This is a genomic window from Ferrimonas balearica (assembly GCF_019802085.1).
Taxonomy (GTDB): domain Bacteria; phylum Pseudomonadota; class Gammaproteobacteria; order Enterobacterales; family Shewanellaceae; genus Ferrimonas; species Ferrimonas balearica_B.
Window position 1 is genome coordinate 689,748 of the sequence record NZ_JAHVHV010000001.1, and the last position, 26,401, is coordinate 716,148.

A 26,401-nucleotide genomic window follows, 5' to 3' on the forward strand; every position below is an offset into this window, starting at 1 on the left:
TGTCGTGACGCTCAAGCCTGTACTGGCCGCCCTGGCCCTGTGTTCCGCCTCTGTTCTGGCCGAGCCGGCCCCCATTGCCCTGGCGATCCACGGCGGGGCCGGCACCATTGATCCGGCCAAGATGTCCGCCGACACCCGGGCCGCGGTGCAGGCCAAGCTGGATGAGGCCCTGACCAGCGGCTACGCGGTGCTCAAGCGGGGGGACTCCGCCCTGGACGCGGTGGAGGCGGCAGTGCGGGTGCTGGAGGACTCCCCCCTGTTCAACGCCGGTGTGGGGGCGGTGTACACCTGGGACGAGGGGCATGAGCTGGACGCCTCCATCATGGATGGGGCCACCCTGGAAGCCGGCGCCGTGGCCGGGGTGCGGACGGTGAAAAACCCCATCACCCTGGCCCGCCACGTGATGACCGACTCCCCCCATGTGATGCTGGCCGGCGCGGGGGCCGAGGCCTTTGCCGCCGAGCAGGGGCTGCCCCAGGTGGCCAACAGCCATTTCGATACCGAGAGCCGACTGCGGAGTCTCAAAGACGCCAAAGCCAAGATTGAGGCCCAGGAGGCGGTGAATCACAAGGCGGCGGTCGAGCGCCTGGATACCCCCTTCAAGATGGGTACCGTAGGTGCCGTGGCGCTGGACCAGGGGGGCAACCTGGCGGCGGCCACCAGCACCGGTGGCATGACGGCCAAACGCTGGGGCCGCATCGGCGACAGTCCGGTGATCGGCGCCGGCACCTACGCCGATAACGAGTCCTGCGCCGTCTCTGCCACCGGCCACGGCGAGTACTTTATCCGCTACAACGTGGCGGCGGACATCTGCGCCCGGGTGAAATACCAGGGCGTCACCCTGGAGGCGGCGTCCAATACGGTGATCATGGAGCGCCTCAAAGGGGTCGGCGGCACCGGTGGGGTGATCACCGTTGACCCCCAGGGCCGGGTGGCCATGCCCTTTAACACCGGGGGGATGTACCGGGCCAGCATCGATGGCCAAGGCAACAAGGTGATCGCCATCTGGCAGGAGGCCTTGGAGTAAGGCGTTTAGACGTTTCTTGTTGGCTGCCGGGGTTGCCCGGCGGCCGTTAAGGGACCGCTTCCTCCGACGCCGCCATTAGTCTTTTGGGCTACGTCACCCCTTGGTTAACGGGGCGCATCGAATCACTCTGACAATATTGTGCTCTTTCTTTTCATCCCATCCCACGCAGAGCGCCCTCATCGAGTCCCATCCCGCTTTTTTAGCGTTCGTCGGTGAAGGCGCTGCGGGCAATCCGCTTCAGAAACGCCTGCCTCAATGTGGCCCCGACATCCCTGTCTACCAATCCCAGCTGTTTGAAATTTGTTCGCTTTGCATTAGGTTGAGGCCAAGACCGCTTAGGATGCGGTCGCCAGACCACCTTTGAGGTATGCAGGGAGGCAAGGAGAGAGGTTCCCTGTGGGTACTGGCTTAATTTGAACGCCCGTGAGGGGCGGTAATAAAACACAATGGAAAGGACTCTTCATGCATATCATTTTGGGAATATTGGGCACTGTGGTGACCATTCTTGTGCTGTTGAATCGGTTGCAAGAGAACGGGGTGGACATCGGTTGGCTTAATCCGTTCAGTTGGCATCGCCGACGCCGATACCGGGTGCACCATGACTTAAGTCCTGCCTTTAAGCTGGACTCCCCCATGGATGTCGCTGCGCTTTACATGGTGTGTGTTGCGAAGGTCGATGGCGACATGAGCAAAGAGCAAAAGTCGACCATTCTCTCTTTGTTTGAGAGTGAGTTTCATCTATCAGCTACCCAGGCGCGGGAGCTGCTGAGCGCCAGCGTTCATTTGCTGAACCAGACCCGCGACGTCTATCGCAGCCCTCAGAAAGTGATTGAGCGCTGTTATGACAAAGTCTCGCCGGCGCAATCTCAGTCCATAGGCAAACTGATAGACGAAGTGGCGCATGCCGAGGGCGAGCCATCGTCAGCGCAAGCCCAACTGGTGGCCAGCATCAAAAAGGCGTGTCCCAACCCCGATAGGAATAAGTGGAACCACTGAGGTCATCGCCGAAAGCGTCCACAGTTGGCATTGAGTCAATCCATCCGGGGAATCTGGTGTACCGACAACGGTCAAGGAAGACAGCGATGAAGCTCAATTTTCAGTACGCCCATCACGATCACTCTGAGTTCGAGGAGCGGCCATGCGAAGGCGCCGAAGATGCCTTGGCCGCATTCGACGCGTTTGACTGGCACGGGGAGGCGGTGAAAGCCAATGAACTTCAGAAGTGCGCGCCGACGCTGGCGGTTATCCGGTCAACGGACGAGGCGGTTATCTGGGTATCGGCGTACCAAACTGATAGTTCACTCCGTTTTGTCTCAGAGTGCCGTTACCCGGGCGAGGTGAGCGCTTGGTTTGGCCTGGTGAAAAAACCGGGGATCGTCAATCTTGGTCACCAAACCATGACGCCTGAGCAGGCTCGCCAGGCCCTCAGGGGATTCTTGGATAGGGACGAGGACGCGCTGCAGCGGCTGTACGGTTAGCGATCCCGTCGCCGAGGTTACCCAGGTTATTGGCATCAGAAGTGAAAACTTTCCTTCATTGATCAGTCACATCCAGTGAACAGAATGTCGGCGATAACAATCTGTTCACATAGGAAAGTGAGATGATCTTTAAAAGAAGTGGTACTTCAGCGGCGGTGCTGCTGAGCCTGGCCCTGGTGGGTTGTAACGCGGATGACGGGCGCGACGGCGTGGATGGCCAGGACGGGCTGAACGGCGTCGACGGCGCACCCGGTCAGGACGCCGTATCCGGCATCGCCCTGAGCCCCATTGGTCGAATCGTGCTGAACGCCGAGGGCGCGGCGGAGATTCTCCAGTACCACGCGGCCACCCAGACCATCTACGCCATCAACAGCTCCGACGACACCGTTGAGATGGTCGACGCCTCCGGTCTCAGCTCCGAGGCGCTCTCGGCCCCCATCAGCGACACCAACCTGACCGCCACCGCACTGACCCTGCCCACCGAGGCGGACGGCGTGGCCCTGGGCGGCGCCAACAGCATCGCCATCCACGGCGATCTGATGGCCGTGGCCATCGAGGCGGACCGCCAGGCGGACAACGGGTTCATCGTTTTCTACACCGGCCTGGACGCCGCCACTCCGACCTTCCTGAGCGCCGTGGAAGTGGGCAACCTGCCGGACATGGTGACCTTCACCCCCGATGGCAGCAAGGTGCTGGTGGCCAATGAGGGCGAGCCCAGCGGCGACTACGGCAACGACCCGGAAGGGGCCATCGCGGTGATCGCCGTCACCGACGGCGTACCGGCTGACAACGCCACCTTGATTGGCTTTGCCGCCTTCAATGGCAGGCAAGCCGAGCTGGAAGCCAAGGGGATGCACTTCCCCAACCCCGCCGGTCGCACCCTCAACGGCAAGCTCATCACCACCACGGTGGCCCAGGATCTGGAGCCGGAGTACATCACCGCCACCAACACCATGGCCTACGTGACGTTGCAGGAGAACAACGGCCTGGCGGTGGTGGACCTGAGTGACAACAGCGTTCAGCTGATGGGGCTGGGCTTTAAGGACTGGTCCGGTCTGCACTTCGATGGCAACGAGGATGGCCAGGTCAGCTTCGGCCAGTACGAGGGTCTCTACGGCGTGTACATGCCGGACACCATCGCCTCCTTCACCTGGAACGGCGCGCCTTTTTTGGTGACTGCCAACGAAGGGGACGCCCGGGAGTACTTTTTCGATGTGGCCGACGAAGCGGCCTGTGTCGCTGCCGGTGGCCAGGACTACGACGAGGACGACGGCTGCCTCTCCTACACCGACGAGGTGAAACTCAAGGACCTGCCCGCCGTGGCTGGCTCGCCCCTGGAGGCGTTGCAGCTGGGCGGGGAGATCGACGGCCTGCGTGTGACCGCCGCCCTGGGGGCCAACGTCGATGGCGAATACGCGCAGGCCTACGCCTACGGTGCCCGCTCCTTCACCATTTGGGATCAGAACGGCCTGGTGGTGTTCGACTCCGGTGACGAGATTGAGCGCATCACCGCCGCCCTCCACGGCGACGCGTTCAATAACGGTGACGACGAGAACGAGGGCGACTCCCGCTCCGAGAACAAGGGCGCCGAGCCCGAGGCGCTGACTGTGGGTCAGGTGGGGGAGAAGACCTACGCCTTTGTCGGCCTGGAGCGGATGGGCGGCATCATGGTGTACGACGTCACCAACCCCTACAACAGCGCCTTTGAAACCTACGTCATCAACCGTGACCTGACCGAAGGCCTCACCGCCGAGGACGGCATCGGGGATCTGGCCCCGGAGAGCCTGGTGTTCGTGGCCGACGCCGACAGCCCCACCGGTCAGCCGCTGCTGCTGGTGGGCAACGAGGTGAGCGGCTCGCTGACGGTGTGGGAGATCCGCGCGCAGTAAGGGCTAACCTTGCGCACCTTCCACCAAGGGCCGTCATCGACGGCCCTTTTCCGTTTCGGGCTCATCGCGAGGTTACCCTGTACAGCACCGGTCAGCGCAATCGGTTTTAAAGGGAGGACAGCGATGGGGCCTGGGGCTACCTTTAAGGGGACTGCCACGTTACTTAGGGGGTTATGGATGGAATCGGTCAAAGTCATTGATTACATGGAGCGACACCCGGTCAAGCTGACGCCTGCCACGCCACTGTCTTCAGCGGTGGAACTGCTGCTGGAGAAAGGGCAGCTGGGGGCGCCGGTGGTGGATGAGGAGAACCGCCTGTTGGGGTTCATCTCGGAGCAGGAGTGCCTGGCCAAGCTGCTGGAAAACTCCTATCACTGCGATCTCACCGCCAAGGTGTCCGACGTGATGCGCACCGACGTGCTGTCGGTGGGCCCGGAGGATTCGGTGTTGAGTCTGGCGGAGCTGATGCTGGGGCAAAAGCCCAAGGTCTACCCGGTGGTGGAAGCCGAGCGGGTGATTGGCATCATCGACCGCAGCCGAGTGCTCAAGGCGATCGGCACCCACCTCAAGGTGTGCTTCCGCCACGCGGTGTGATTTTCGGGCCCTCAGGCCCACTCAAGTGACCGACGGAGCGCGATTTTCGCGCTCCGTCGTGCGTTATGGACGGGGTCACGTTTCTGCAAAAAAAGCATAAGCCCCAACCATTTCTTGTTAATAAAAACTGCAATAGGAATGCTTGTTTCCCTTACTATAGGGAGTGATAAGCGAATTACGGAGAGTGCAAATGAAACATCGGGTTTGGGACCAACTGCGCAGTGAAGCGGAGGTGATCACCCGCACAGAGCCCCTGCTGACCAGTTACGTCCACACCTGCATCCTCAGCCATCGCAGCCTGGGAGGGGCCTTGAGCTTCATACTCTCCAACCGCATGGCGGACGAGGTGATGCCCTCCATGGTGCTGCGGGAGTTGCTCGAAGAGGCGTACACCACGGACCCCAGCATCATCGATTTTGCCTCTCACGACATCGAAGCGGTGTTCCAGCGTGACCCGGCGGTGAAAACCTTCCTGACGGTGCTGCTGAACCTTAAAGGGTTCCAGTCCATCCAGACCCATCGCCTGGCCCATCACCTCTGGCACAGCAGCCGCGAAGAGCTGGCGCTGTTCCTGCAAAGCCGCAACTCCCAGGTCTACGGCGTGGACATTCACCCGGCAGCCCAGATCGGCAAAGGGGTGATGTTCGACCACGCCACCGGCATCGTGGTGGGGGAGACGGCGGTCATTGAGGACAACGTCTCCATCCTCCAGTCCGTGACCCTGGGGGGCACCGGTAACGAGTCCGGCGACCGTCACCCCAAGGTGCGCAGCGGCGTGATGATCGGTGCCGGGGCCAAGGTGCTGGGCAACATCGAGGTGGGGGAGGGCGCCAAGATTGGCGCCGGCTCCGTGGTGGTCAACCCGGTGCCTCCCCACGTGACCGTAGTCGGGGTGCCCGCCAAGATCGTCGGCCGGCCGGAGTGCGACCATCCCTGCGACACCATGGACCAGAACTTCCTCCGCGAGGGGATCTGAGCCAAGTTATCACTAAGACGGCGACCCAAGGGTCGCCGTTTTTTTGACCTCGAACAAGGCGATACCCGGCCCACCTCCTAGACTGAAATCATCACGCCAAGGAGTGGCAGGCGCAGCACTGAGCTCACCGTCGAACAGGAGAGGCCATGGGACAGTCCATCAACCAGACCTCCTTCAACGCCCGGGATCATCGTCGTTTTGCCGAGCGTTTGCAGCAGGATCTCACCACCTTGGAGGGGCTGCTGGCCACCCCGGGATGGGGCCAGGGCCCCCGAACCCTGGGGGCGGAGCTGGAGCTGTACCTCACCGATCCCCAGCACCGCCCCGCCCGGCGCAATCTCGATGTGCTGGCCGCCGCCGATGACCCCCACCTCACCCCGGAACTCAACCGCTTCAACCTGGAATACAACTGCCCCTACACCCAGTTTGCCGGCCAACCCTTCTCCTGGCTGGCCCGCACCATCGACGCGCGCCTGGCCAGCCTGCGGCGTCTGGCACAGCCCATGGGGGTGGCGATCACCCCCATCGGGATCCTGCCCACCCTCACCGAAGACGACTTCGGCCTGGCCTCGATGACGGATCTGCCCCGCTACCACGCCCTGACCCGCATCCTCTCCGAGGCCCGCAGCGGGCCCTTCCAGATCTGCATCGCCGGGCCGGACCGACTGGTGATGAGCGCCGATGACATGACTCTGGAGGGGGCCAACACCTCCTTTCAGCTCCACATCCGGGTCAACCCCGAGGAGTTTGCCCCCTGGTACAACGCCATCCAAATAGGCGCCGCCTTTGTCCTGGCCCTGGGGGCCAACTCGCCGCTGTTTCTGGGGCGCCGACTCTGGCACGAGACCCGCATTCCCCTGTTCAAGCAGTCCATCGACTGCCGCAACCTGTGCCAGATGAACTGGCAGCCTCCGGCCCGGGTCTCCTTCGGCAAGGGGTACGTGCGCCACAGCGCCCTGGAGCTGTTTCGCCAGGGGGTGAGCCTGCAACCGGTGCTGCTGCCGGAGTGTCAGTCGGAGGGAGAAGACGATGGGGTCGGTCGTGGGCCGGCGCTGTCGGCGCTGCGTCTGCACCAGGGCACCATCTGGAGCTGGAATCGGGCTATTTACGACGATGCGGCTGGCGGTCATCTGCGCATCGAGCTGCGCAGCCTGCCGGCGGGCCCCACCACGGTGGACATGCTGGCCAACGCCGCCCTGGCCCTGGGGCTGGCCCAGGCGCTGATGCCCCAGCTGGAACAGCTGATGGACACCCTGCCGTTTGAGTTTGCCGAGTACAACTTTTACCGGGCGGCCCAGCACGGCCTCCATGCCGAGCTGCTCTGGCCCGATGCCCAGGGTCACCTGGTGGAAGCGCCGGTACGGACGCTGCTGCCGGAGCTGGTGGACCGGGCGGAGACGGCGCTGGTGGGCCTGGGGATCGACACGACCGAGGCGGCGCACCTGATGGGGGTGATCCGCGAGCGGGTGGCCCGGAATCAAAATGGCGCCCTGTGGCAGCTGGCCACCCTGCGGGCGTTGGAGCGACGCCACGCCCGTCCCCAAGCCCTGGCTACCCTGTTTGGCCTTTACCGGGAGCACAGTGACAGCGGGGTGCCGGTGGCCCAATGGGCGGTGCCCGCATGAGGCTGCACTCGGTGCCCCTGCCCAGCGTCGAGCAGCGCCAGCGCGGCCTGATGGACTGGCTGGGCCAGCTGCCCGGGCCCGCCTGGTTGACCCTCCCGGGCCGAGAGCCGGACCGTCACCGGGTGGTGGTCACCCTGCTGCACGGCAATGAACCCTCCGGCGTGCGGGCGCTGTGGCAGTTGTGGGCGGAGCCACCCCAATGCGCCGTCACCACCCACTTCTGCCTGGCCAACCTGGACGCGGCACTGTTCGAAGGGGGCTTTGTTCACCGCCACCGACCGGGCCAACCGGACATGAACCGCTGTTTTGGTCGTGCCGGTGCCGGGGAGGCCTACCAGCTGACCGCCGCCATCGCCGAGCGCATCGCCGAGCTGGCCCCCGAGGCGGTGGTGGATCTGCACAACACCTCCGGCAGTGGCCCCAGCTTCGCCGTTACCATCGCCGACACCGAGGCCCACCGCGCCCTCTCCGGGCTCTTTACCGAGCGGATGCTGCGCACCCGGGTGCGCCTGGGGGCCCTGATGGAGCTGACCACCCCCACCACCCCCATCGTCACCATTGAGTGCGGCGGGGCCCTGGATCCCGCCTCCGACGAGGTGGCCCGCGCGGGGCTCACCCGCTTTATGGCCCTGGACTCGGTGCTCACCGAGCAGCCGGCCACCTGGCAGCTGGACTGTTTGTACGATCCCATCCGGGTGCAGCTGATGCCGGCGGGCAAGATCCGTTACCGGGCCGAGCCGGTGTTTGGCGCGGATCTCACCCTGCCACCGGACATCGAGCGGCTGAACTTCGGCTGGCTACCGGCCCACAGTCCGCTGGGTTGGCTGGGGGAGCGGGGGCTGGCGGCCCTGGCGCTGTCCGACGGCCTGGGCCGACCGCCGGTGGAGAGCCTGTTCTACCAGGCCGGCAACGAACTGCGCCTGGCCAAGGACAGTAAGCTGTTTATGATCACCACCAACCCCACCATCGCCCTGTCCGACTGCCTCTTCTACATGGTGGTGGCCTGAATCCGCCTCACGCCGACTACGCAGGGGCCGAAATCTGCGTCTAAGATTATGACCTAAGAGCATAATTGCGGGAGTGGGCGATGAAACCTATGCATCGACAGGGTTTGGCGGCGATGTTGGCGGTGCTGCCGTGGGCGGCGTTAGGTCAAAGCACCTTTCCCATCTGGGGCGCCGAGGCGGAAGCGCGGGGATACGAGCTGCCCCGTCCTTTCGGGGTGACCTTGAGCGCCATGCACATCGACCAGCCGCTCATCATCGACGACATCAAGCTGACCGACCCCACCGGAGTGCTGCAACAACTGGTGGCGGTGCAGGGGGACATGGCCGAGCAGGACTCCCAGACCTACACCCTAAGGGCGGACATGTGGCTGTTCCCCTTTTTAAACCTCTACGCTCTGGTGGGCTACACCGAGGGGACCAGTGAAGCCCAGGTGGACGCCTTTGTCGCCGGCGCACCACTGCCGGTGAACCCCATCGACTTCCCGCTGGATTTTAACGGCACCACCTTCGGCGGCGGGGCCACCCTGGCCTACGGGATCGGCAACTGGTTTGCCGCCATCGACACCAACTACACCTTCACCGATCTCAACATCATCGATGGGGAGATCGAGGCCTTTGTGGCGGCGCCCCGGGTGGGCTATCGCTGGCCCGACGGTGTGCACGAGTACCGCCTTTGGGTGGGCGCCATGTACCAGGATGTCGACCAGCTGTTCCAGGGCAGTCTGTCCAACCTGGGCCTGGGCGGCCAACTGGGTGAGCTGCTGGAAACCGTGGCCCCCAACGGCCGTTTCGAGGTGCGCCAGCATCTGGTGGAACCCTGGAACGGGCTGATTGGCGCCATGTACGTCTACGACCGGCGCTGGGAGTTCATCCTGGAGGGGGGCCTGGGGGATCGGGAGTCGGTGTTCCTCTCCACCGGCTATCGTTTCTAGCACCAGAGCCCAGAACCGACAACGCCCGGCACAGTACCGGGCGTTTTCATTGGGGGCCGCTTACAGCGCGAAGGTGTGGGTCAGGAACTTGTAGAGCTCGGTGCCCTCCTGGACGTTGGCGGAGGCGAAGTGCAGTACCGGGATGGCGTCACAGGGCAGGCTGACCTCGGTGAACATCGGCTTGTCCTGGCCCAGGCGCTCGTAGTGCCAGATCCTTGCTACCGGCACCCCGGCCTTCACCGGCTGGCCCAGGGGGGCCAGGTACTCAATCTGGCCACCGCAGGGGCTGTAGAGCGCCTTGTAATCAGCAAGCTGGCAGGCGTGCTGGATCTCCTCTTCCACCTGGTGAGTGCCCTCGGGCCAGCAACCCATCACCTCCAGGTAGCGGCCGATGCCCAGGGCGTCGCGCCCGGCCTGGGCCGGGTCCAGGTGCTCCTGGGGGCCCAGCTCCAGGGTAAAGGCGTCCACCAGCACCTCCAGGGTGCGGCCGAGCTCGGCGAAGCGCTGACTCAGCTGCCACCAGGGGCTGAAATGGGCCTCATCCAGGGCGCCGCCGAAATCGCTGGGCATCAGGATATTGAGGGGGATATTGAAGTGGTGGGCCCGGGCGCGGGCGTACTCGGGGACGTAGAGGTGGCGGTCGCTGATGGGGCCGGTGTGCAGGTCCAGCACGATGTCCGCTTCCAGCGCCAGCTGCTGCAGGCGCAGGGCCATGGTCTGGCCGGTTTTCAGTCCCCAGGGCGAGGCCTGACGTTGGGCGATCTGCGCGCGCAGCCGCTCACGGAAGGCGGCGGCGATGGTGGTTTCGTCCGAGTTCAGATGTGCCTGACAGAAGGCGTCGAGATCGGCATTGCTGAAATGGTACTGGCGGTTCCAGTTCTCCCCGCTGATGGGGTCGAAGCGGCCCAGGGTGAATTCGCCGCTTTTCTGGTTGATGCCGATGGGGTTGGCCATGGGCACCAGGGTGAAGGTGCCCTTGGGGCGCTGGGCCCGGCACAGTTCCAAAAAAGCCGCCAGGACGGCATTGCCCTGGATCTCGGCGCCGTGCAGGTTGGCTTGCAGGTAGACGTTTGGCCCGCCGGGGGCCCCTTCGACGGTGATCACCGGCACCTGCGCCGGCTCTCCATTGGGTTGCTGGCCCACCTCCAACAGCGTTTGGCTAATCACGACCGTCCTCAAAATAGTTCTTAGCGAAAAGCGAATAATATCAGCCCGTCGCATCGTCGTCTTGGGGGACTCAAGGTCAGAGCTTCAGGCGCATTCTTACCGGGATTGGAAAGGTTAAGTGTCGATTAAGGTGACAGTGCTGGCCAGAGGGCTAGTATCTGCACGCTTGAAATCGGCAGCGGATCCATTGGGGGCCTTAAAGGGGCTTTCTGGGTCGACACTAAGACCCATTTGAGTTGCTCCAGTGTCAGATACCCTGAGCACTTTTACTCAAAGTCGTTTTTGACCTGAAGCTCCGGATCCGATCCCCGCGTTTAAAAAACACACCGCATTAAACCCAATATGAAACTGATCATTTTGATATTCGTGGCCGCAATAAGCGGGCCCATCCATGGTTGGCACTTTGAAGAGTCAACGGATCCTTTTACGGGAGAGTCCTATCGCCACAGTACCAAAGAGCAGGTGGATTACGGCCGCCATGGGGAAGGGGCGCGACTGTCACTGGCGAGCGATGGTCGAAGCCTTGTCTTGACGGTCTCCTTTGAGTTTTTTCTGGAGCCCAGCCAAGGGCCCTTGTTGGTCCGAGTGGATGACAATAGGCCGACGGAGGTGCCAAAGACATTGGCATTCAGTGAAAAGGCGGTTCGTGTGGATCTTAAGCGCGGCGACGCTGAACCACTTCTGGCGCAAATGCGCTCTGGTCAGCGATTCTATGTGCGGGTCGAGGATCGGCATGGCGTGCAACGGACTCGAGTCTTTAAGTTGAATGACTTTGCCGCGCATTACCAAAAGGTGGCCGGTTAAACGGGGCCTCACCGGAATCGCGCAGTGACATTGATCACGGTTTTGGGTAAGCTCCAAACAGGTATGACCAGTGAGTGCTGACAGGGAAGCCCATGACCGACCGCCGTTCCGAAAACTACGTTCTTCGCCTCTACGACAAGCTCGCCAGCAAGCCCTTTGGAAGCTGGCTGTTCAGCCGGGCCCTGGCCGCCAAGGCCCCCTATTTCAAAACCGTGGGGGCCACGATCACCCACCTTGAGCCCCACCGCTGCGAATGCGTCATCCCCAAGCGCCGGGCGGTGGAGAACCACATCGGCACCGTCCACGTTATCGCCATCTGCAACGGCCTGGAGCTGTCCATGGGGGTGATGGCCGAGGCCTCGATCCCCAAGCATCTGCGCTGGATCCCCAAGGGGATGACCCTGGATTACACCGCCAAAGCCGGCAGCGACATCCGCTGCGTGGCTAAGGTCAAGCCGGAGGACTGGCAACCGGGGGATCTGGACGTCGAGGTGGTGGCCTACGACAGCGAGGATGTGGAAGTGGTGCGCGGCCGCATTCGCCTCTGGATCAGCGAAAAACCGGCTAAACCCGCCAGTTAGCTGGCCCGCTCTGCCTTGAGGTAGGCCATTGCCACGTCGGTGATCTCCTGTTGGATGGTGGCCAGCTGCTTGGTGTAGGGGCTCCACACCGCCAGAGGAAAGCCGAGGTCGCCGGGCACTTCGGGCGGCTTGAGCTCCACCAGATGCTCTTTAATGTAGTCGGAGAGCGCCAAGCCCCGGGGCAGAATGGCCCAGCCCATGTCCATCTGCACCATCTTAATCACCAGCGACAGCTGGTCGATCACCTCGTAGTTGGCGGAGAGGATCACCTTGTTCTCCACCTCGTCGTCAATCATGGCCTTAAGCACCAACTGCCGCTCACTTTTCATGGCCGAATAGAGCCGGTCTTTGGGGATGGTTAACATCTTGCTGCCTTTAGCGGCGTAACCGGCCAGGTGCAGCTCCCCCAGGAACGCCGAGTTCATGCTGTGAATGACGCTGCGCTCCTCGATGTTGACGATGCCAACTTGGAGGCTGCCGTCGGTGATCCCCTGTTTGATCTCATTCTTGCTAAGGGCGGAGAAGTTCACCGTCATGGAGGGGTAGCGCTCCGCCAGATGTTGGCGGACATCGGTGAGCATGGAGTGGGGCAGGAAGCTGCAGTAGCCGATATTGAGCGTCTCCAACTGGCCCATGGAGAGGCTTAAGGCAAACTTGTCGAAGGCCCTGGCCTGCTCAATCACCTGCTTGCCGTAGCGGTAGAGCAGATGCCCCTCCTCGGTGGCTTCCACCGAACGGCCCACCCGTTCGAACAGTTCAACTCCCACCAGATCTTCCAGGTTGCCGATCACCTGGGCCACCGTCGTGCGGTGTTTATCCAGCTTGGCCGCGGCCTTGCTGAAGGAGCCGTACTCGTAAACGGTGACGAAAGCGAGCAGCTGTTCGAGGCTGAAAATCATGGCGACAGGACCCCCTGAAACGATGGACAAAACCGCTGTTGCGGTAGGCTTATCAGTGCAAGTTTATCGGAAGCGATTGAAAATTAAACGCCTTTTCGAAGGTAATCGGACTTCGATCACCCTCTGGAACCCGTTCTTCAATTGTAGGACGGGATCCGTCAATTGCGATTACTTGGATGCAAAACCCCTCGCTAGAATGCGCCCCCTGAGTCGGAGATGTTACATCTTGGGTGTCGTATTGGGACGGGTTTCCCTCTACCTCGTTGCGTAACGGAATCGGCTTTTTTGGTGGCCCCAGGGGGCCAGACGTCATCTGGACAGGGTCGTTCAGAAACACCGAAATTCCCGATCCCGCGCATAGTTTTGGTGGGTCGGTGCTGGACGATAAAACCATGCATCACGCAAACGCACTGTTCACTGCATCCCGTAAGCTGGCCCCGATTGTTATGGCCCTCTCTTTGCTGTCCGCCCCTCTGACGGTGCAGGCCGAAGAGGCCGAAGAGGCCAAAGAGGCCAAGCCCGCGGCCACCAACATCTTCGAACAGCACGGCCTGTCCGAGGACATCCCCAAGCTGGGCCTCAACTCCCTGAGCCAGAGTGAGCACCTGGTGGAGCAGGTCACCCGCCGTGTGGTGACGGAAAAGGGCACCGAGGAGTCCCAGGTGTTCCTGGTTCAGACCACTGACACCAAGGGCAACATCGACCTGCGCATCAAATACGATCCGGCGCTGCTGGATGAGCACGAGGACCTGGTGGATCGCATCGAGGCGATGACCCTGGCCCAGTACCGCCTCAAGCAGTTCGCCGAGAACTACGACAAGTCCTCCGCCCACGCCATCGAGCGGGCGGACGGCAGCCTGGAGATCGGTTTCAAATACTCCAAGTTCGGTCTGCCCCAGGACATCGCCTACTTCCGTCACATGCGGGTCAAAGTGATCGCCCGGGACGGGGCGGTGGAGTCGATGACCATCAGCAACAGCGAGCCGTTCGAGCTGGACGGCTATCAGGTGAGCAGCTACCGACAGACCCTGACCTTCAAGACCCTGGACAACGGCCGGGTGCTGTTTAAAAAGAAGGTGATCGACGCCGAGGCTACCCGTAAGGGCAAGCCTGTCACCCTCCACATGGAAGTCACCCCGGTGGCCGTGTACGACGATGAGCTGGGCACCGTGGTGATGGATGAGCACCTGCTGGAGCAGGTGTCCGATCCGCGCATCCGCGAAGAGCACGTGCAGCTGCACCGGGTGTTCCCCCTGATGGGCGATCTGGTGCGCCGCCAGGGCATCGACTTGCCGCTGCCCTTTGGTGTCTCCCTGGCCTACCGCAACCAGTCGATGGACGTGGGCTTTACCGACTTCGACATCATGGGCGTGAACCTGGACCGCATCATCGATCCGGAAACAACCTATGGTGACGTGACCGCCGAGACCCTGACCATCCGCGGCGACGTGAACATCCTGCCGTTCTGGAACGTGTTCGGTTACGTGGGTAAGCTGAAGGTGACGGCGGATGTCGACGCCCAGTACACCGGCGTGCTGGAGGACGTGTTCAAAGACCAGTTCGGCACCATTGGCGGTGGCATGGCCTGTAATGCGGTCCACGGTGCCCTGGGGGTGGACGTGTGTTCCCCGGCCCGATTCAACGTTCCGGTGAACCTGAACTACACCCTGGCGGGGATCGGGACCACGCTGTCCGTAGGCTACAAGCAGTTCTTCGCCTCTGTCACCGGTACCTACAGCAGCACCAAGATGGACGGCTCCGACAATTGGAGTGACGGGATCGTGACCGTACAGCCGATGCTGGGTTACCAGTTCGCCGACGCCCGGGCCCAGGTATTCGTGGGGGCCGAGTACCAGGACCTGGATCCGCGCATGACCGGTCAGATTGAGAACATTCAGATCCTCGGGGAGACCTTCACCTACGACGTGGGCGTGGATGTGGAGAAGTGGGCCGGCCTGATTGGCTTGAACAAGCAGTTTGGCAAGAACTACAACCTGACCGCCATGTACATCCTGGGTGAGACCCGTGAGTCCTTTACCCTGAACTTCGGCTACCGCTTCTAAGGCCGTATTTCCCCTCGGGTCGTGGACAACACGGCCCCCTATCTGATTGACTTAAAACGGCTCGCCCTGACTCAGGGCGGGCCTTAACCCCAACGACGTGGACACCATGACCAAACGCATTCTGGCCGGCGCCCTGTGCCTGCTGCCCGCCCTGGCCCAGGGCAAGGGCATCGACTTTTCCGACCCGGTGGACGGGCGCTTCGACATGGGCAACTACCTGGCGGAGAACGCCTACGGCTTTTTGCCGGTGCCCATTCTGATCACCGAACCGGCGGTGGGGTACGGCTTTGGCGTGGCGGGGCTGTTCCTCCACGAGTCCGAGGCGGACAAGGAGGCGCGCAAGGCCCAGGCCCTGAGCTCCTTCGATGGCGGCGCCCAACTGCTGCCGCCGGCGGCCACCGTGGTCGGCGCGCTGGGCACCGAGAACGGCACCTGGTTTGTGCTGGGCGGTCACCGGCGCACCTGGGGCGAGGACAAGGTGCGCTACCTGGTGGGGGGCGGCTATGGCCAGGTCAAACTGGACATCTACTCGGATCTGGGGGGCCTGCTGCCCGGCGATCAGACGGTGCGCTTTGACACCGAGACCGAGGCGGCGGTGCTGATGCAGGAGCTGCTGGTGCGCGTCAGCGACACGCCACTGCTGCTGGGGGTGAAACAGCTCTACGCCCAGACCAACCTGAGCTCCTCCAACACCCTGGTGGACGGCTTTTTCCGCCTCTCGGGCCTGGATGAGAGCACCATCTCCGGTTTGGGGGTGGTGGCGGATTACGACACCCGGGACAACATCTTTTTCCCCACCAAAGGCTACGAGGTGAAGGCCGATTACATGGTGTACGACGACGCCATCGGCTCCGATTACGATTACCGGATGCTGACGGTGACCGGTGAGGCCTATTTCCCCATCGCCCCCAAGTGGACGGTGGCGGTGGCGGGGCGGTACGAGTCGCTGGACAGCGACGATCTGCTGATGCCCACCACCAACCCATACATCCAGCTGCGGGGGATCTCCGCCTACCGCTACCAGGGCGATGACGTGGGCACGGTTCAGGGCCAGCTGATGTACAAGCTGGACAATCGCTGGACGCTGCTGGGCTTCTACGGGGTCGGGCGGACCGCCCAGGATGGCCTCGATGGCGAACGGATCACCGAAACCGCCGACGCCTACGGCGCCGGTTTCCGCTACAAGATCGCCCGCCGCTACGGCATCCACATGGGGGTGGATCTGGCCTTCAGTGATGAGGAAGAGGCCTTCTACATCACCCTGGGCTCCGGTTTCTAACCCCGGCTCTCCCCAAGGCCCGAGCTGAGTCGGGCTGTGATTCCCAATCAACCGACGCGTAAGCGGGTCCCGCCTTGATGGGCGGGATCCGTCAAACACGATTGGTTAAAGCGCTGCTCACTTTTTAGACTGCGCCTCTTTGTTGATTCCCCTTCCCCTAACAACGGTACTTGCTATGACACGACGTTATCTTCTGCCCGCGCTGGCCCTGGCCCTGACCGCCTGCAGCAGCGACGATGCCACCGACCCGGTGCGCTACCCGGACACCCAGATCCCGGATGCCGCCGATGTGGCACCGCTGCGTGCCGGTCTCTACATGACCGCCCAGGGTTTCAGCAACTGCGGCATCGAGGGCGTTCGCTACGCCTTCCAGGACGGCGAGGGGGCAACCCTCGGTGAGGTGATGACCTCCGACTCCCAGGGGTTTATCGACCTGTCTGCCGCCCCCGAGGGCAGCAAGTACGTCACCTACGTCTACACCCCAGAGCCGCAGTTCATTCGCTGGGACGCCACCACCTATGAGCTGGTGATGTTCGAAGGGGATGGGCAGTCCTACCGGGTGGAGCTTGCCAATGTGGAGCCCAAGCACGTCACTCCCTGCAGTGCCATTCAGGGCAAGACCAAGGTGCTCTACCTGAGCGACGAGAGCGATTTGGCCGGCGTTGAGATCCAGGCCGCCGGTGAAGGGGTGCTGGAGTACAACGGTGGCACCCTGGTGCTCGCCGGCGATACCGAGGTGCGCCTGATGGGCTTTATCGATGGCGAGCTGGTGGGCAGCGAGGTGATCCGAAGCGCCGATTACGACGATGGCGAGGAGCTGGGCATCGCCCTGGCGGACCAAAGTGAGTCTGTGGTGATCGAAGGGCTGAGCGACCAGGAGTGGAGCGATGGCCGCCTGGCCCTGCGCAGTGCCGAGGCGCCGTTCACCCTCGCCTTCCTGGCGGATCTGGACAAGGGCAGCGCCGCGTTGCTGGGCGCCAACGGTTCTGACCTCAGCCACAGCGCCAGTTTCGAGTACCAGCAGTCCGACGTACTCTCCCTGCAGCGGGTGGGCGCCGAAGACAACCGCCTGGCCGCCGAAGCCCTGGCGTTCTCCCTGGCCACCGATGTGCCCTTTGTCTCCAGCAGCATCGACTTTCCCTTTATGCTCAGCGACACCCTGTGCCAGTCCCTGGGGGGCTTGAGTTACAGCGATCTGGTGGCCTTCTTTGATGATCTGCGGGAAAAGTTCCCGGGTCTTGGGATCCCCCAGCTGCCGAGCCTGCCCATCGATCCGGAGTTTGTGCCCGAGTGCGACCTGAACCAGCTGGCCTACCGCCTGGGTTCGGAGAAAGACCTGGAGACCGGCCGCTTCGCCGCGCGTTACAGCGCCACCTACTTTACCGGTGCCGGCGGCGACGACGGCCTGTGCAGCACCACCGAGAGTGACTGTCGCCTGGTGAATCGCAACGTCTTTGCCATGGCGGACCATGAGCAGAAAGACAGCCAGTTGCTGCCGCCGGTGATCGGCTACAGCCGTGGCAACTTCTTTGTGCCGGACCTGCCGGTGGAGCTGACCTTCCAGACCATTGGCGGCATGATCGCCCGCCAGGCCTTCGTGGTCAGCGATCAGCAAGATCCGCAGTTCCTCCACGCCCTGGCGGACGGGGAAGCGGGCCAGCTTATCGACAACACCACCGACAATGAGACCCCCATCCGCAAGCCTCGCCTGAAGCGGATAAGCCAAGTGGCCTTGCCGCTGGACGCGTCGCAGTTTGATGGTCGCTACCAAAGTCACTACCAGGCCGTTGGCAAAGTGAACTGATCATCTCAAAAGAAAAAGCCCCGCCTTGCATGGCGGGGCTTTTTTTGTCTGGGGGTCGTATTCACAGCGACTGATTTTTAGCCGCTGTTATTCGCACTGAGTCAACATGGTTAAAATGGACTTCGCATTAAGCCAAGAAGAGAATTCAGGAACAAAAATCCGTTTTATTACGGTGTTCAATTCTATTTTCTTTGCTTGGTTAACCGACGTGTAAAGTTTAAATGTCGACCCCTGTTAGCGCCCGTGTCCAACTATAATTAGGGGTGGTATGGATTGCGTTCGGCGCGATGTCGACGCAATGCATCCTCCCGCCAAAGATCCCCCGAGCGTTACTCCTTGATTGCCGTTGTTACCGTTGTCGAGGGCATTCATTATGACAAAAGGATCACTCTTCGATAGGGCTCCATTCGGGTTAACACTGCTGCTGGTGCTGTGTCTGCTCCTGGCCGGGTGTGGCGGCGGTGACGACAACAATTCCAACCAGGGCGGTGGCACCATCCAGGGAATAGCCTGGCTCAGGGTCGATTCGGTGGTCATTACCGGTGACGAGGGCAATACACGCCAGGTGATAATCAAAGGAGAGGCCTTTAACTCTCCGGACTATGAAAAGCACCTTTGCGGCGGGATGTGCTGCCTTACCTGTTGGTACGACAACTCCTACCCCGGGGTTGATGTGCGCTGGGAGAACCTGACCACAGGGCACAATGATCTGGCCACCAGCCGCTACGGCACCTTGACGGAGTTTGCCCACCTCTGGTCTGCGGCCATTCCTGTGACCGCCGGTCTCAATCAAATCGAGATCGTTGCCTCTGATCCGGCGGGCAACTCGGCCAGCGAAACCCTGACCGTCGAGCCTGCCGTTGATCTGTTGCCCCCCACGGTTATCGAGACCCATCCAGCGGATGGGGAGACGGTGGACAGCAACCACTATCTCATCTCGGTGCAGTTCAGTGAGTCGGTCAATCCCGAAACGGTGCATGCCCAAAGCTTTAGCGTCAGCCGTGAAGACGGCGTTGTGCTTGAGGGTTTCATCGAAGTTTCATGGCCGAGTGTACACGCCACCTTTATCCCCAACGAGGCGTTGGCCCCGGGAACAGGCTATAGGGCGCGCTTGACCACCGAGATCCAGGACTATTCAGGCAAGCCGCTGAGTGAAGAGTACCGCTGGTCCTTTTCCACCCATGCAGCGGGACTCCAGCCCTTGGCGATCATCAGCACCGTACCCCAGGCCAATACCATCGAAGTGCCCTTGCCGCTGCCGGCCATTTCCGTTGAGTTCAGTGAAACCTTGGATCTGGCCACGGTTACCGAGACCTCGTTCCTGGTCTGGGACGAGTCCTATACGCCGGTTCCCGGCAGTCTGCTCTCAAGCGAAGGCAACTGGGCCCACTTCGAGCCAGCCGACGCCCTGCAGCCTGGCACCCTGTACTTTGTGGTGATCACCACAGACATCACCGACATTTACGGCAATCCCCTGGAGTTGGAATACCAGTGGGACTTTACTACTGCACGGTGAGTGGCTGAGGCAACGCATACGCAATCCGCCTCCCCATAATGATGGAGCAATCCAACCATCTACCCTAAGTTAGGGGGGATGAACGCAAATGGCCTGAATAGGGCATGGTGCCCGAGTTGATGCAGAGGGGTATCGGCCCAGCATTGGGTAGCACACCACGTCGTTACCCCCAAGCTTTGTCGTCATTCTGCGAAAATTGAATCTCCTTGTTTCAATTCATTGTGTCACCTCATATGTTGCCCATGGTCATCGCGGCACCACCCTGGTGAGTTATTCTTGATTGTGACTGGATATCGCAAAGATCCGATAAGGGTCCTATGTCGTGCCTTCAAACTAAGGAAGCACAAGATGAATAGACACAGAGCTCTCCCCTTGATTGCGTTGGTGCTGATTTGCACGAGTTTTGTCGCCCACGGTGAAGAGGACAAAGCGTTGACGTTGATCACCAACGCAAACGTCTTCGACGGAGTGAATGAAACCTTGGTGACCGACGTGGATATCTTGATTGAAGGGAGCCTAATCAAGCAGATCGCCACAGATGTCCCAGTGCCCGACAAGGCCCAAGTGATCGATGCAGCTGGCAAAACCGTCATTCCTGGGCTTATCGATGCGCACTGGCATGTTACCTATGCCTATACCCCGGCCAAGATCCTTCTGATGAACCAGGGTGACATGTCCGAGGTGGCCATCCGCAGTATGACTGGGGCAAAAGAAACTCTGTTAAGAGGGTTTACCACGGTTCGAGATCCCGGTGGTAATCCGCTGAGCATCAAGGCCATGATTGATTCTGGCGAATATCCGGGCCACCGCATATTGCCCTCGGGCCCCTTCATGAGCCCCACTTCGGGGCACGCGGATTTTTATGGACGCCTGGACAGTCCCAGGGACAAGTCCTACATGAGCTACTGGGAGCGCAACATGATGGCCATGACCTCAGATGGTGTGCCTGAGGTGCGGCTCAGAACGCGCGACATCCTTCGCTCGGGCGCAACTCAAATAAAGATCACCACTGGCGGCGGGGTGTCCTCGTTATACGATCCCTTGGATGTCAGCGAATATTCGGTTGATGAGATCAAGGCCGTTGTAGAGGAGGCCACCAATTACAATACCTATGTGTTGGCCCATGTGATGACGGATAGGGGGATCCGTACTTCCGTTGAAGCGGGCGTAATGAGCATCGAGCACGGTTTCTTTGCTTCTGAAGAAACACTGAAACTGATGAAGAAAAAGGGCGCATGGTTGAGCCCGCAACCCATGCTCGAAGAAGACATGGTCTGGGCCAATCCTGTCAGTGCGGCGAAATACAAACAAGTAACGGATGCCGTTTCCCAGCTCTACCCCATGGCCAAAAAGATAGGCGTGAATCTGGCGTTTGGGACCGATCAGTTGATGGATGCCTCTAAGGCCAGTCAGCAAAGTGGTTATCTGGTGCGTCTGGGGCGGTGGTTTACGCCCTATGAGGTACTGAAAATTGCCACATCCGAAAATGCCCGTTTGCTCAAGTTGAGTGGCCCGCGGCACCCCTATCAAGAGGGGCCGCTCGGGGTTATCAAAGAGGGGGCATACGCTGACCTTATTTTGGTCGATGGCAATCCTTTGGCTGACCTGTCTCTCGTGGGGAATCCGGGCAAGTACTTTGTCCTGATAATGAAGGACGGAACCATCTATAAAAACACCTTGCAATAGGTGGATAGGTGGCGGCGTGTACGCTGATTGCGCCGCTGCCGGCTCCTGAATAGTCAGCATCTCGAGGACTGAGTACATTCCCTCTGAAACGGTTAATGGTTGTGTTGGTCAGCCCCGTCCGGGTCGGTGCTCGACTAGAATCCGAACACGTATAGCGAGGAGCGACCGCTCAGATCGTTAAAGAACACGAGAAGGTGATGTGTGCCCGAGCCCAGATCAAGGGAGTTACTGTGCCAAAGGTGGCCGCTGGGATCGCTAAAGTTCGGTGTCGTGCCTGATTCCACGATGTCGACATCGGAGTTGATCACCGTCGCGGGGAGGCTCAGCGTTTGGCTCATCTCACTCCAGGCTATGTTGCTCACCTGCAGCTCCTGGTCAATGTAGACGTCGATGCGCCGGCTCGGGTTTCGTCCGTCTCCCTGATAGAAGCGTAGGGAGACTTGGTCGGAATCCAGTGCCGGGCGCACGACCTCAAACTGCTGGAGAATCGCATTGTTGTTAATGACGCCATTGGCAATCAGCCAGTACTCTTGGTCCGATTCGATCGACTGTTCCGTTTCTGCCAGGACACTCTGGTCATTGGTGTCCAGAACTTGGTAGCGAACGGGGACGGGCTCTGGCTCCGGAGTCGTGTTGCTGGTCACGATCTGGCTCCAGCTCAGCTGACCAGCGGTGCTGTCTTCGTAAAGAAGGTTGGTTCCTAGGAGTTGTTCGGCCGATTCGTTGTCCACAAAGGCTTTGAAGTCGATGTAGCTTACGGGGGATTGGGCATTGGGGCCTTCCAAAAAATTGAACGACCGTGTTTGGGCTTTACGATCAATGACATCCGGTTCAATCACGGTCACGCCACCGTTGTCGTCACTGTCGCACGCCGTGATGAATAATAGCAGTGCTAAAGTGCTGATTGTTCGAAACATAATTAATCCTTCAGGATATCGTCTTTTGCCATGGGGGAGTCGAACGCTGTGGACTCTGATGCTCTTACAGCTTAGTCGACGCACCTTCCCCCACAGCGGTGTTCCGTGATATTTCGCCGTTGTCCAGGGCACGGAAGCGCCTGCTAGTGGCGGCTCCGCGGCTACTGGAAGAGGCCATGCACAATGGTGGGACGGTGTCGAGTTTAGTGGTCTTGCCCGCTCTCGAACGGCGCCTACTTGGATGGTGGGCGACTCGCAAACCACGCTGTTTTTGAGGACCGTTCGGCGTATCGCATTGGGTCAAGGCCGGCAAAGTGAAAAGATGTCCTTTTCGGGGGTGTATTCCGTGGTCTCGACGTCCATCAACCCCAGCAGTGAGTCAAACAGGTTGTCGTGGGAGAAGGCGCCCTCTCGGCCCAGTTGCCTGAGGCAGTCAAGGTCAAGCTGTTTTTGCTGCGCAAAGCTGGTGGAGGCCCAGAACAGCATAGGGACTTGGGTTTGCTCCACGGGTGCCAGCGCAAAAGGCATACCGTGCAGGTACACCCCGTTCTCCCCCAGAGACTCACCGTGATCGGACAGATAGAGAAGCGCGACGTCATGGGAGTCCCGCAACCCCTCGAGAAGCTGGATCGCCTCAGCAATGAAAAAGTCCGTAAACAGGATGCTGTTGTCGTAACTGTTGACCAACTCCTCTGTGGTGCAGTTCTCGATGTCAGCGCGGGGACAGTCTGGCGCAAACGCTCGGTGACGCTTTGGGTAGCGCTTGTAATAGGTGGGGCCGTGGGAACCCGAGATGTGGTAGAAGAGGATGCTGTGTTGCGTTAGGTTTTGGGTGTCGCTGGCGAAATCTTCCAGCATGGCCGTGTCATAACACTCCTGTTGATTGCACAGGTGGTCCTCATCCGTCGGCACCAAGGTCATCTCTCGTATCTTGTGGGCCACCCCTTTATCGCCGCCATCGTGCTCCCGCCAAACGCTGTGGATGCCGGCACGAGCCAGGATATCCACCACATTATCCTGGTTGTACGCCTGGGCTTTGTCGTAATCGTTGCGGTCCATATTGGAGAACATGCAGGGAACGGAAACCGCCGTAGCGGTACCGCAGGATTGGACATTGGCGAAGAAGATTGGGTTGTAGGGGCGGGTATGCGCATTGGTATCGCGCTCGTAGCCATAGTAGGCATAGTTGAAAACCCGCGCGGTTTCTCCCAGTACAAACACCAGTAGAGTGGGTCTGGCGGCGCTTTCGGCCTCGGGCTTTAGCTTGGCATCCAACCCCAACTCCCGATAGACCACCGGTGTTTTCAGATAGGTGTTGTTAAGGTATTTCCCGGTGGAAATCAGGTACTCGGTGGGGATGATCATCTTTTTCAGATGAGATGAGTTGCGCCCCACCGAGGCGTAATCTTTGTAATACAGCGCTGCAATGGCGGCCACCACCAGCAATGATCCGAGCAGGCCGCTGAGCTTGAGCAACAGGAATCGCTTCCAATGGGGCCGGGGCAAAGGCGTCCAAATCAGCAGCAGCGAAGGGAGTACGCCCATCACAGCAAACCAGGCCACGGAGTGAGGGCTAATGTAGCTGGTGGCTTCCGCACTGTTGGTTTCGAACAGGTTTTCAATCATGCCGTAGTCGACAAAGACGCCATAGCTGAACATGGCGTAACTCACCAAACTGGAACTGAGCAACATGAAAACAAACAAAGGTTTGGCCAGGCCAGGCCAGTTAAGCAATTGAAAAATAAAATGGAAGGCAGCGAGGAAAAATATCGGGATGGAGATCGCGAAGCCGATTTTCACAGCATCCAGACTGGATAGGATGTGGTACAGCTCCCGGGCGATGGGAATGTTGATGACCAGAACGTAGTAAATTGCCAAAGCGATGGGCAGTTTGTTGATGGATAATGCGAGGTTAGATGGGGGCATTTGCATCTCCCTTCCCAGTCCGTCGATTTGCTAAGCATATACGCCTTGGGTCAGGTCTCTCGATTCGTGGGGCTGCCCCTAATGCTGAGTCGCGTCGACGTTTTAGCCCAGTGCGGGCGGTGAACTCTACCGATGACCGGTCCTCATTGGCGCCGTGCCGGCGTTGGGTGCCAATCGGCAAAGCGGGCGCATCATCCACCCGCTTTGCCGGATCCAAACCATCGGAAGGAACTAACTACAACTCGCTCTTAAAATTCAACACTCGGAAGAACCAGTCCGGCAGCGCGTGGAACGCGTTGGTGTTGGGGTTGTGTTTGACCCGCTCCTCCCCCTTTTGCCAGCGCACCTTGCCCTTGTGATTGAGGCTGGCCTGCCAATAGTTGTGGCGCTGGCCCTCCAGCAGATAGTGCTCCAGTGCCTGGGCAAACTCCGGGCTGTCGATCATCAGGCCCAGCTCCAGATTGAGGCGGTCGGAGCGCGGGTCGAAATTGGACGAGCCGACGTAGCTGAGCTGGCCATCCAGCACCATCGCTTTGTTGTGATAGAAGGTTCGGCTGCTGACGGCGTAATCGGGGTGCTCGGCCTTGCTGTCGTACTCGTGGATCTCCAGGCCCATCGCCAAAAGCGGCTTGCGGTACTTGTTGTAGTAGGCCCCCACGAAGGCGGAGTCGTTGGAGGCCAGGGAGTTGGTCAACAGGGTCACGCTGGCGCCGCGCTCGACAAAGCCGGCCATCGCCTCGAACTCTTTCCCGGCGGGCAGCACGTAGGGGGTCGACACCAGGGCGTGCTTTGCCGGCATCGCCTGCAGGGCCAAAAAGCGCTCCACCCGGTGACGGAAGTAGGGCATGGTGTCGTCCACTTTGCGCAGGTCATCAAAAATCGGGGTCAGTTTGGCCGGCACAAAGTTGGGCTTGGCCAACTGGGTCACGCTTGCCTCGATGGTGGCCGCCAACTCGGGGTGCTTGGCCTTGAGTGCCTCGAACTCTTGGCGAAACTGCCCTTCGGTCGGCTGTACGGTCATCACCTTGGCGACCGGACGGGCCAGGGGATGTTGCCAGACCTGCTCAAAGTTGGCGTCAAACTGGGCCTGGGCCGGGCCCTTGACCAGGGTATCCAGGTCAAAGAAGTTGGCGGCGTCGCTGTAACCGAAGTAATCGTCGCCGATGTTGCGCCCGCCAACCATAAAGCCACGCTGATCCACCCGGAAATACTTCTGATGCAGGCGGTGATTCAGGGTTTGTTTGTTGCGCTGAAAGTCGAAGGCGCGGGCCATCCATCCGCCCTTGCGGGCGTTAAAGGGGTTGAAGATGCGGATCTCGATGTTGGGGTGCTGATCCAGCTCCATCAGCCAGGGGTCTTCAAACTCCAGCAGATCATCCAGCATCAGACGCACCGTCACGCCGCGCTCTGCCGCCACCAGCAGCTCGTGGTACAGGTAGGCGCCGGTCAGGTCCTTGTTCCAGGTGAAATAGATAAGGTCCACCTCCTGCTGCGCATCGCGCACCGCCTGGAGTCGGTAGGCCAGGGCCTCGCCGGCGGTCGGCACCAGATACACCTCACCCTCCACCGTCTGTGGCTGCCACAGCGGGTCCAGATCGGCAACGGGTGCTGGCAGCATAGAGCCGCACCCAGAGAGTACCCCCAGCAGCAATACCACCAGGCCCAGTCGACGCGTTTTCCCGCTCATCTTTCCACTCCGGTTACAAAAAAAACGCGATTCTAGCAGCGGTGAAAGGCCAGTGCAGTGCGCATATGATGGACGCAATCCGTCAAAGGAATTGGCGAGATTTTGAACGCCCTGGGGTCGATGGGTTTAAGGACGGCCCCGGCTCAGGTGATGGGTCAGCCTCCACGGAGCGCTTGCGTCATTGGGCTGCGCCAAGGGAGGGCGCGGCTGTGGGCAAGAAGGAGAGAAGGGTCGAGCTTCTAAGAAGAGGGCGGCCCATTGTCAGAATATGACAGGCCAACTTCGGCGAAGATGCGATTCTTGGCCCGGGCGAGCGGGGTGGGGCTGTGAACCGGGAGTACCGTTCGGGCGGGGTACCGGTGGCTCTCGTTCCCGGTCTGTGGCCAAGAGTACGGCAGAGTGTAATGCACTGATGCATGACCTGGAGGGACGACGCCTGTAGGACGGCGCCTTAGCGCCTCGGCGGGGTGGGCGATTGCCCATCGAACCGGGGCGTGCGGATGCCGTTACCACAAGCGTCAACCTAACTGACTTTCAAAGGATG

Annotated in this window: 21 protein-coding genes; 16 read left to right on the forward strand and 5 right to left on the reverse strand. The window is 60.7% G+C overall.

Annotated features, from left to right (window positions below; genetic code table 11):
* Positions 1-4: 4 nt before the first annotated feature.
* The 9 genes from KUV81_RS03185 (at position 5) to KUV81_RS03225 (ending at position 9,528) form a co-directional block, all read left to right on the forward strand.
* Entirely contained in the window at positions 5-1,027 is a 1,023-nt protein-coding gene (locus KUV81_RS03185; RefSeq protein ID WP_222542396.1) for an isoaspartyl peptidase/L-asparaginase family protein, read from the forward strand.
* A gap of 462 nt (positions 1,028-1,489) precedes the next feature.
* Positions 1,490-2,023: a TerB family tellurite resistance protein gene (locus KUV81_RS03190; RefSeq protein WP_222542397.1), complete on the forward strand. Its 534-nt coding sequence runs from the start codon at positions 1,490-1,492 to the stop codon at positions 2,021-2,023.
* A gap of 86 nt (positions 2,024-2,109) precedes the next feature.
* Positions 2,110-2,505: a hypothetical protein gene (locus KUV81_RS03195; protein WP_222542398.1), complete on the forward strand. Its 396-nt coding sequence runs from the start codon at positions 2,110-2,112 to the stop codon at positions 2,503-2,505.
* Between the two features lie 122 nt (positions 2,506-2,627).
* On the forward strand, positions 2,628-4,394 hold the full coding sequence (locus tag KUV81_RS03200; RefSeq protein ID WP_222542399.1) for a choice-of-anchor I family protein: 1,767 nt from the start codon (positions 2,628-2,630) through the stop codon (positions 4,392-4,394).
* Positions 4,395-4,571: 177 nt separating this feature from the next.
* Positions 4,572-4,988 carry a CBS domain-containing protein gene (locus KUV81_RS03205; protein WP_222542400.1) on the forward strand — a complete coding sequence of 139 codons (417 nt, stop codon included), beginning with the start codon at positions 4,572-4,574 and terminating at the stop codon, positions 4,986-4,988.
* Between the two features lie 190 nt (positions 4,989-5,178).
* Positions 5,179-5,964 (forward strand): serine O-acetyltransferase, encoded by a 786-nt coding sequence (gene cysE, locus KUV81_RS03210; protein ID WP_222542401.1) that lies wholly within the window; start codon positions 5,179-5,181, stop codon positions 5,962-5,964.
* A gap of 146 nt (positions 5,965-6,110) precedes the next feature.
* Positions 6,111-7,589 carry a glutamate--cysteine ligase gene (locus KUV81_RS03215; RefSeq protein ID WP_222542402.1) on the forward strand — a complete coding sequence of 493 codons (1,479 nt, stop codon included), beginning with the start codon at positions 6,111-6,113 and terminating at the stop codon, positions 7,587-7,589.
* A complete protein-coding gene (locus KUV81_RS03220) occupies positions 7,586-8,596 on the forward strand; it encodes a succinylglutamate desuccinylase/aspartoacylase family protein (RefSeq protein ID WP_222542403.1) in 1,011 nt (336 codons plus the stop codon). Before KUV81_RS03215 ends, KUV81_RS03220 begins: the two co-directional genes overlap by 4 nt.
* An 80-nt stretch (positions 8,597-8,676) precedes the next feature.
* Positions 8,677-9,528: a virulence protein gene (locus KUV81_RS03225; RefSeq protein ID WP_222542404.1), complete on the forward strand. Its 852-nt coding sequence runs from the start codon at positions 8,677-8,679 to the stop codon at positions 9,526-9,528.
* A 60-nt stretch (positions 9,529-9,588) separates the two neighbouring features.
* Here KUV81_RS03225 and KUV81_RS03230 read toward each other — a convergent pair whose 3' ends face one another.
* A complete protein-coding gene (locus tag KUV81_RS03230) occupies positions 9,589-10,710 on the reverse strand; it encodes a succinylglutamate desuccinylase/aspartoacylase family protein (protein ID WP_409995557.1) in 1,122 nt (373 codons plus the stop codon).
* A gap of 327 nt (positions 10,711-11,037) precedes the next feature.
* Here KUV81_RS03230 and KUV81_RS03235 point away from each other — a divergent pair, with 327 nt between their 5' ends.
* Complete coding sequence (locus tag KUV81_RS03235; RefSeq protein WP_222542406.1) at positions 11,038-11,499, forward strand: hypothetical protein; 462 nt, start codon at positions 11,038-11,040, stop codon at positions 11,497-11,499.
* A 92-nt stretch (positions 11,500-11,591) separates the two neighbouring features.
* On the forward strand, positions 11,592-12,080 hold the full coding sequence (locus KUV81_RS03240) for a hotdog fold domain-containing protein (RefSeq protein ID WP_222542407.1): 489 nt from the start codon (positions 11,592-11,594) through the stop codon (positions 12,078-12,080).
* Here the strand turns inward: KUV81_RS03240 and KUV81_RS03245 are convergent.
* The gene (locus tag KUV81_RS03245) at positions 12,077-12,979 is read right to left on the reverse strand and encodes a LysR family transcriptional regulator (protein WP_222542408.1); all 903 of its coding nucleotides are present in this window, start codon (positions 12,977-12,979) and stop codon (positions 12,077-12,079) included. The two genes, KUV81_RS03240 and KUV81_RS03245, sit on opposite strands and share 4 nt — an antisense overlap.
* A gap of 392 nt (positions 12,980-13,371) precedes the next feature.
* Here KUV81_RS03245 and KUV81_RS03250 point away from each other — a divergent pair, with 392 nt between their 5' ends.
* The 5 genes from KUV81_RS03250 to KUV81_RS03270 all read left to right on the forward strand — a co-directional run bounded on the left by KUV81_RS03250 (position 13,372) and on the right by KUV81_RS03270 (position 21,327).
* Positions 13,372-15,042 (forward strand): hypothetical protein, encoded by a 1,671-nt coding sequence (locus KUV81_RS03250; RefSeq protein WP_222542409.1) that lies wholly within the window; start codon positions 13,372-13,374, stop codon positions 15,040-15,042.
* Between the two features lie 106 nt (positions 15,043-15,148).
* Complete coding sequence (locus KUV81_RS03255; protein WP_222542410.1) at positions 15,149-16,321, forward strand: BamA/TamA family outer membrane protein; 1,173 nt, start codon at positions 15,149-15,151, stop codon at positions 16,319-16,321.
* A 175-nt stretch (positions 16,322-16,496) separates the two neighbouring features.
* Positions 16,497-18,125, forward strand: a complete 1,629-nt coding sequence (locus KUV81_RS03260; RefSeq protein WP_222542411.1) for a PX domain-containing protein — start codon at positions 16,497-16,499, stop codon at positions 18,123-18,125.
* A gap of 373 nt (positions 18,126-18,498) precedes the next feature.
* Positions 18,499-19,641: an Ig-like domain-containing protein gene (locus KUV81_RS03265; protein WP_222542412.1), complete on the forward strand. Its 1,143-nt coding sequence runs from the start codon at positions 18,499-18,501 to the stop codon at positions 19,639-19,641.
* A gap of 348 nt (positions 19,642-19,989) precedes the next feature.
* Positions 19,990-21,327, forward strand: coding sequence for a metal-dependent hydrolase family protein (locus tag KUV81_RS03270; protein WP_222542413.1), 1,338 nt, complete (start codon positions 19,990-19,992; stop codon positions 21,325-21,327).
* Between the two features lie 134 nt (positions 21,328-21,461).
* Here KUV81_RS03270 and KUV81_RS03275 read toward each other — a convergent pair whose 3' ends face one another.
* The 3 genes from KUV81_RS03275 to KUV81_RS03285 all read right to left on the reverse strand — a co-directional run bounded on the left by KUV81_RS03275 (position 21,462) and on the right by KUV81_RS03285 (position 25,857).
* Entirely contained in the window at positions 21,462-22,244 is a 783-nt protein-coding gene (locus KUV81_RS03275) for a hypothetical protein (RefSeq protein ID WP_222542414.1), read from the reverse strand.
* A 300-nt stretch (positions 22,245-22,544) separates the two neighbouring features.
* Complete coding sequence (locus KUV81_RS03280) at positions 22,545-24,170, reverse strand: phosphoethanolamine transferase (protein WP_261389181.1); 1,626 nt, start codon at positions 24,168-24,170, stop codon at positions 22,545-22,547.
* Between the two features lie 235 nt (positions 24,171-24,405).
* Positions 24,406-25,857 (reverse strand): phospholipase D family protein, encoded by a 1,452-nt coding sequence (locus KUV81_RS03285; protein WP_222542416.1) that lies wholly within the window; start codon positions 25,855-25,857, stop codon positions 24,406-24,408.
* Positions 25,858-26,401 lie beyond the last annotated feature (544 nt).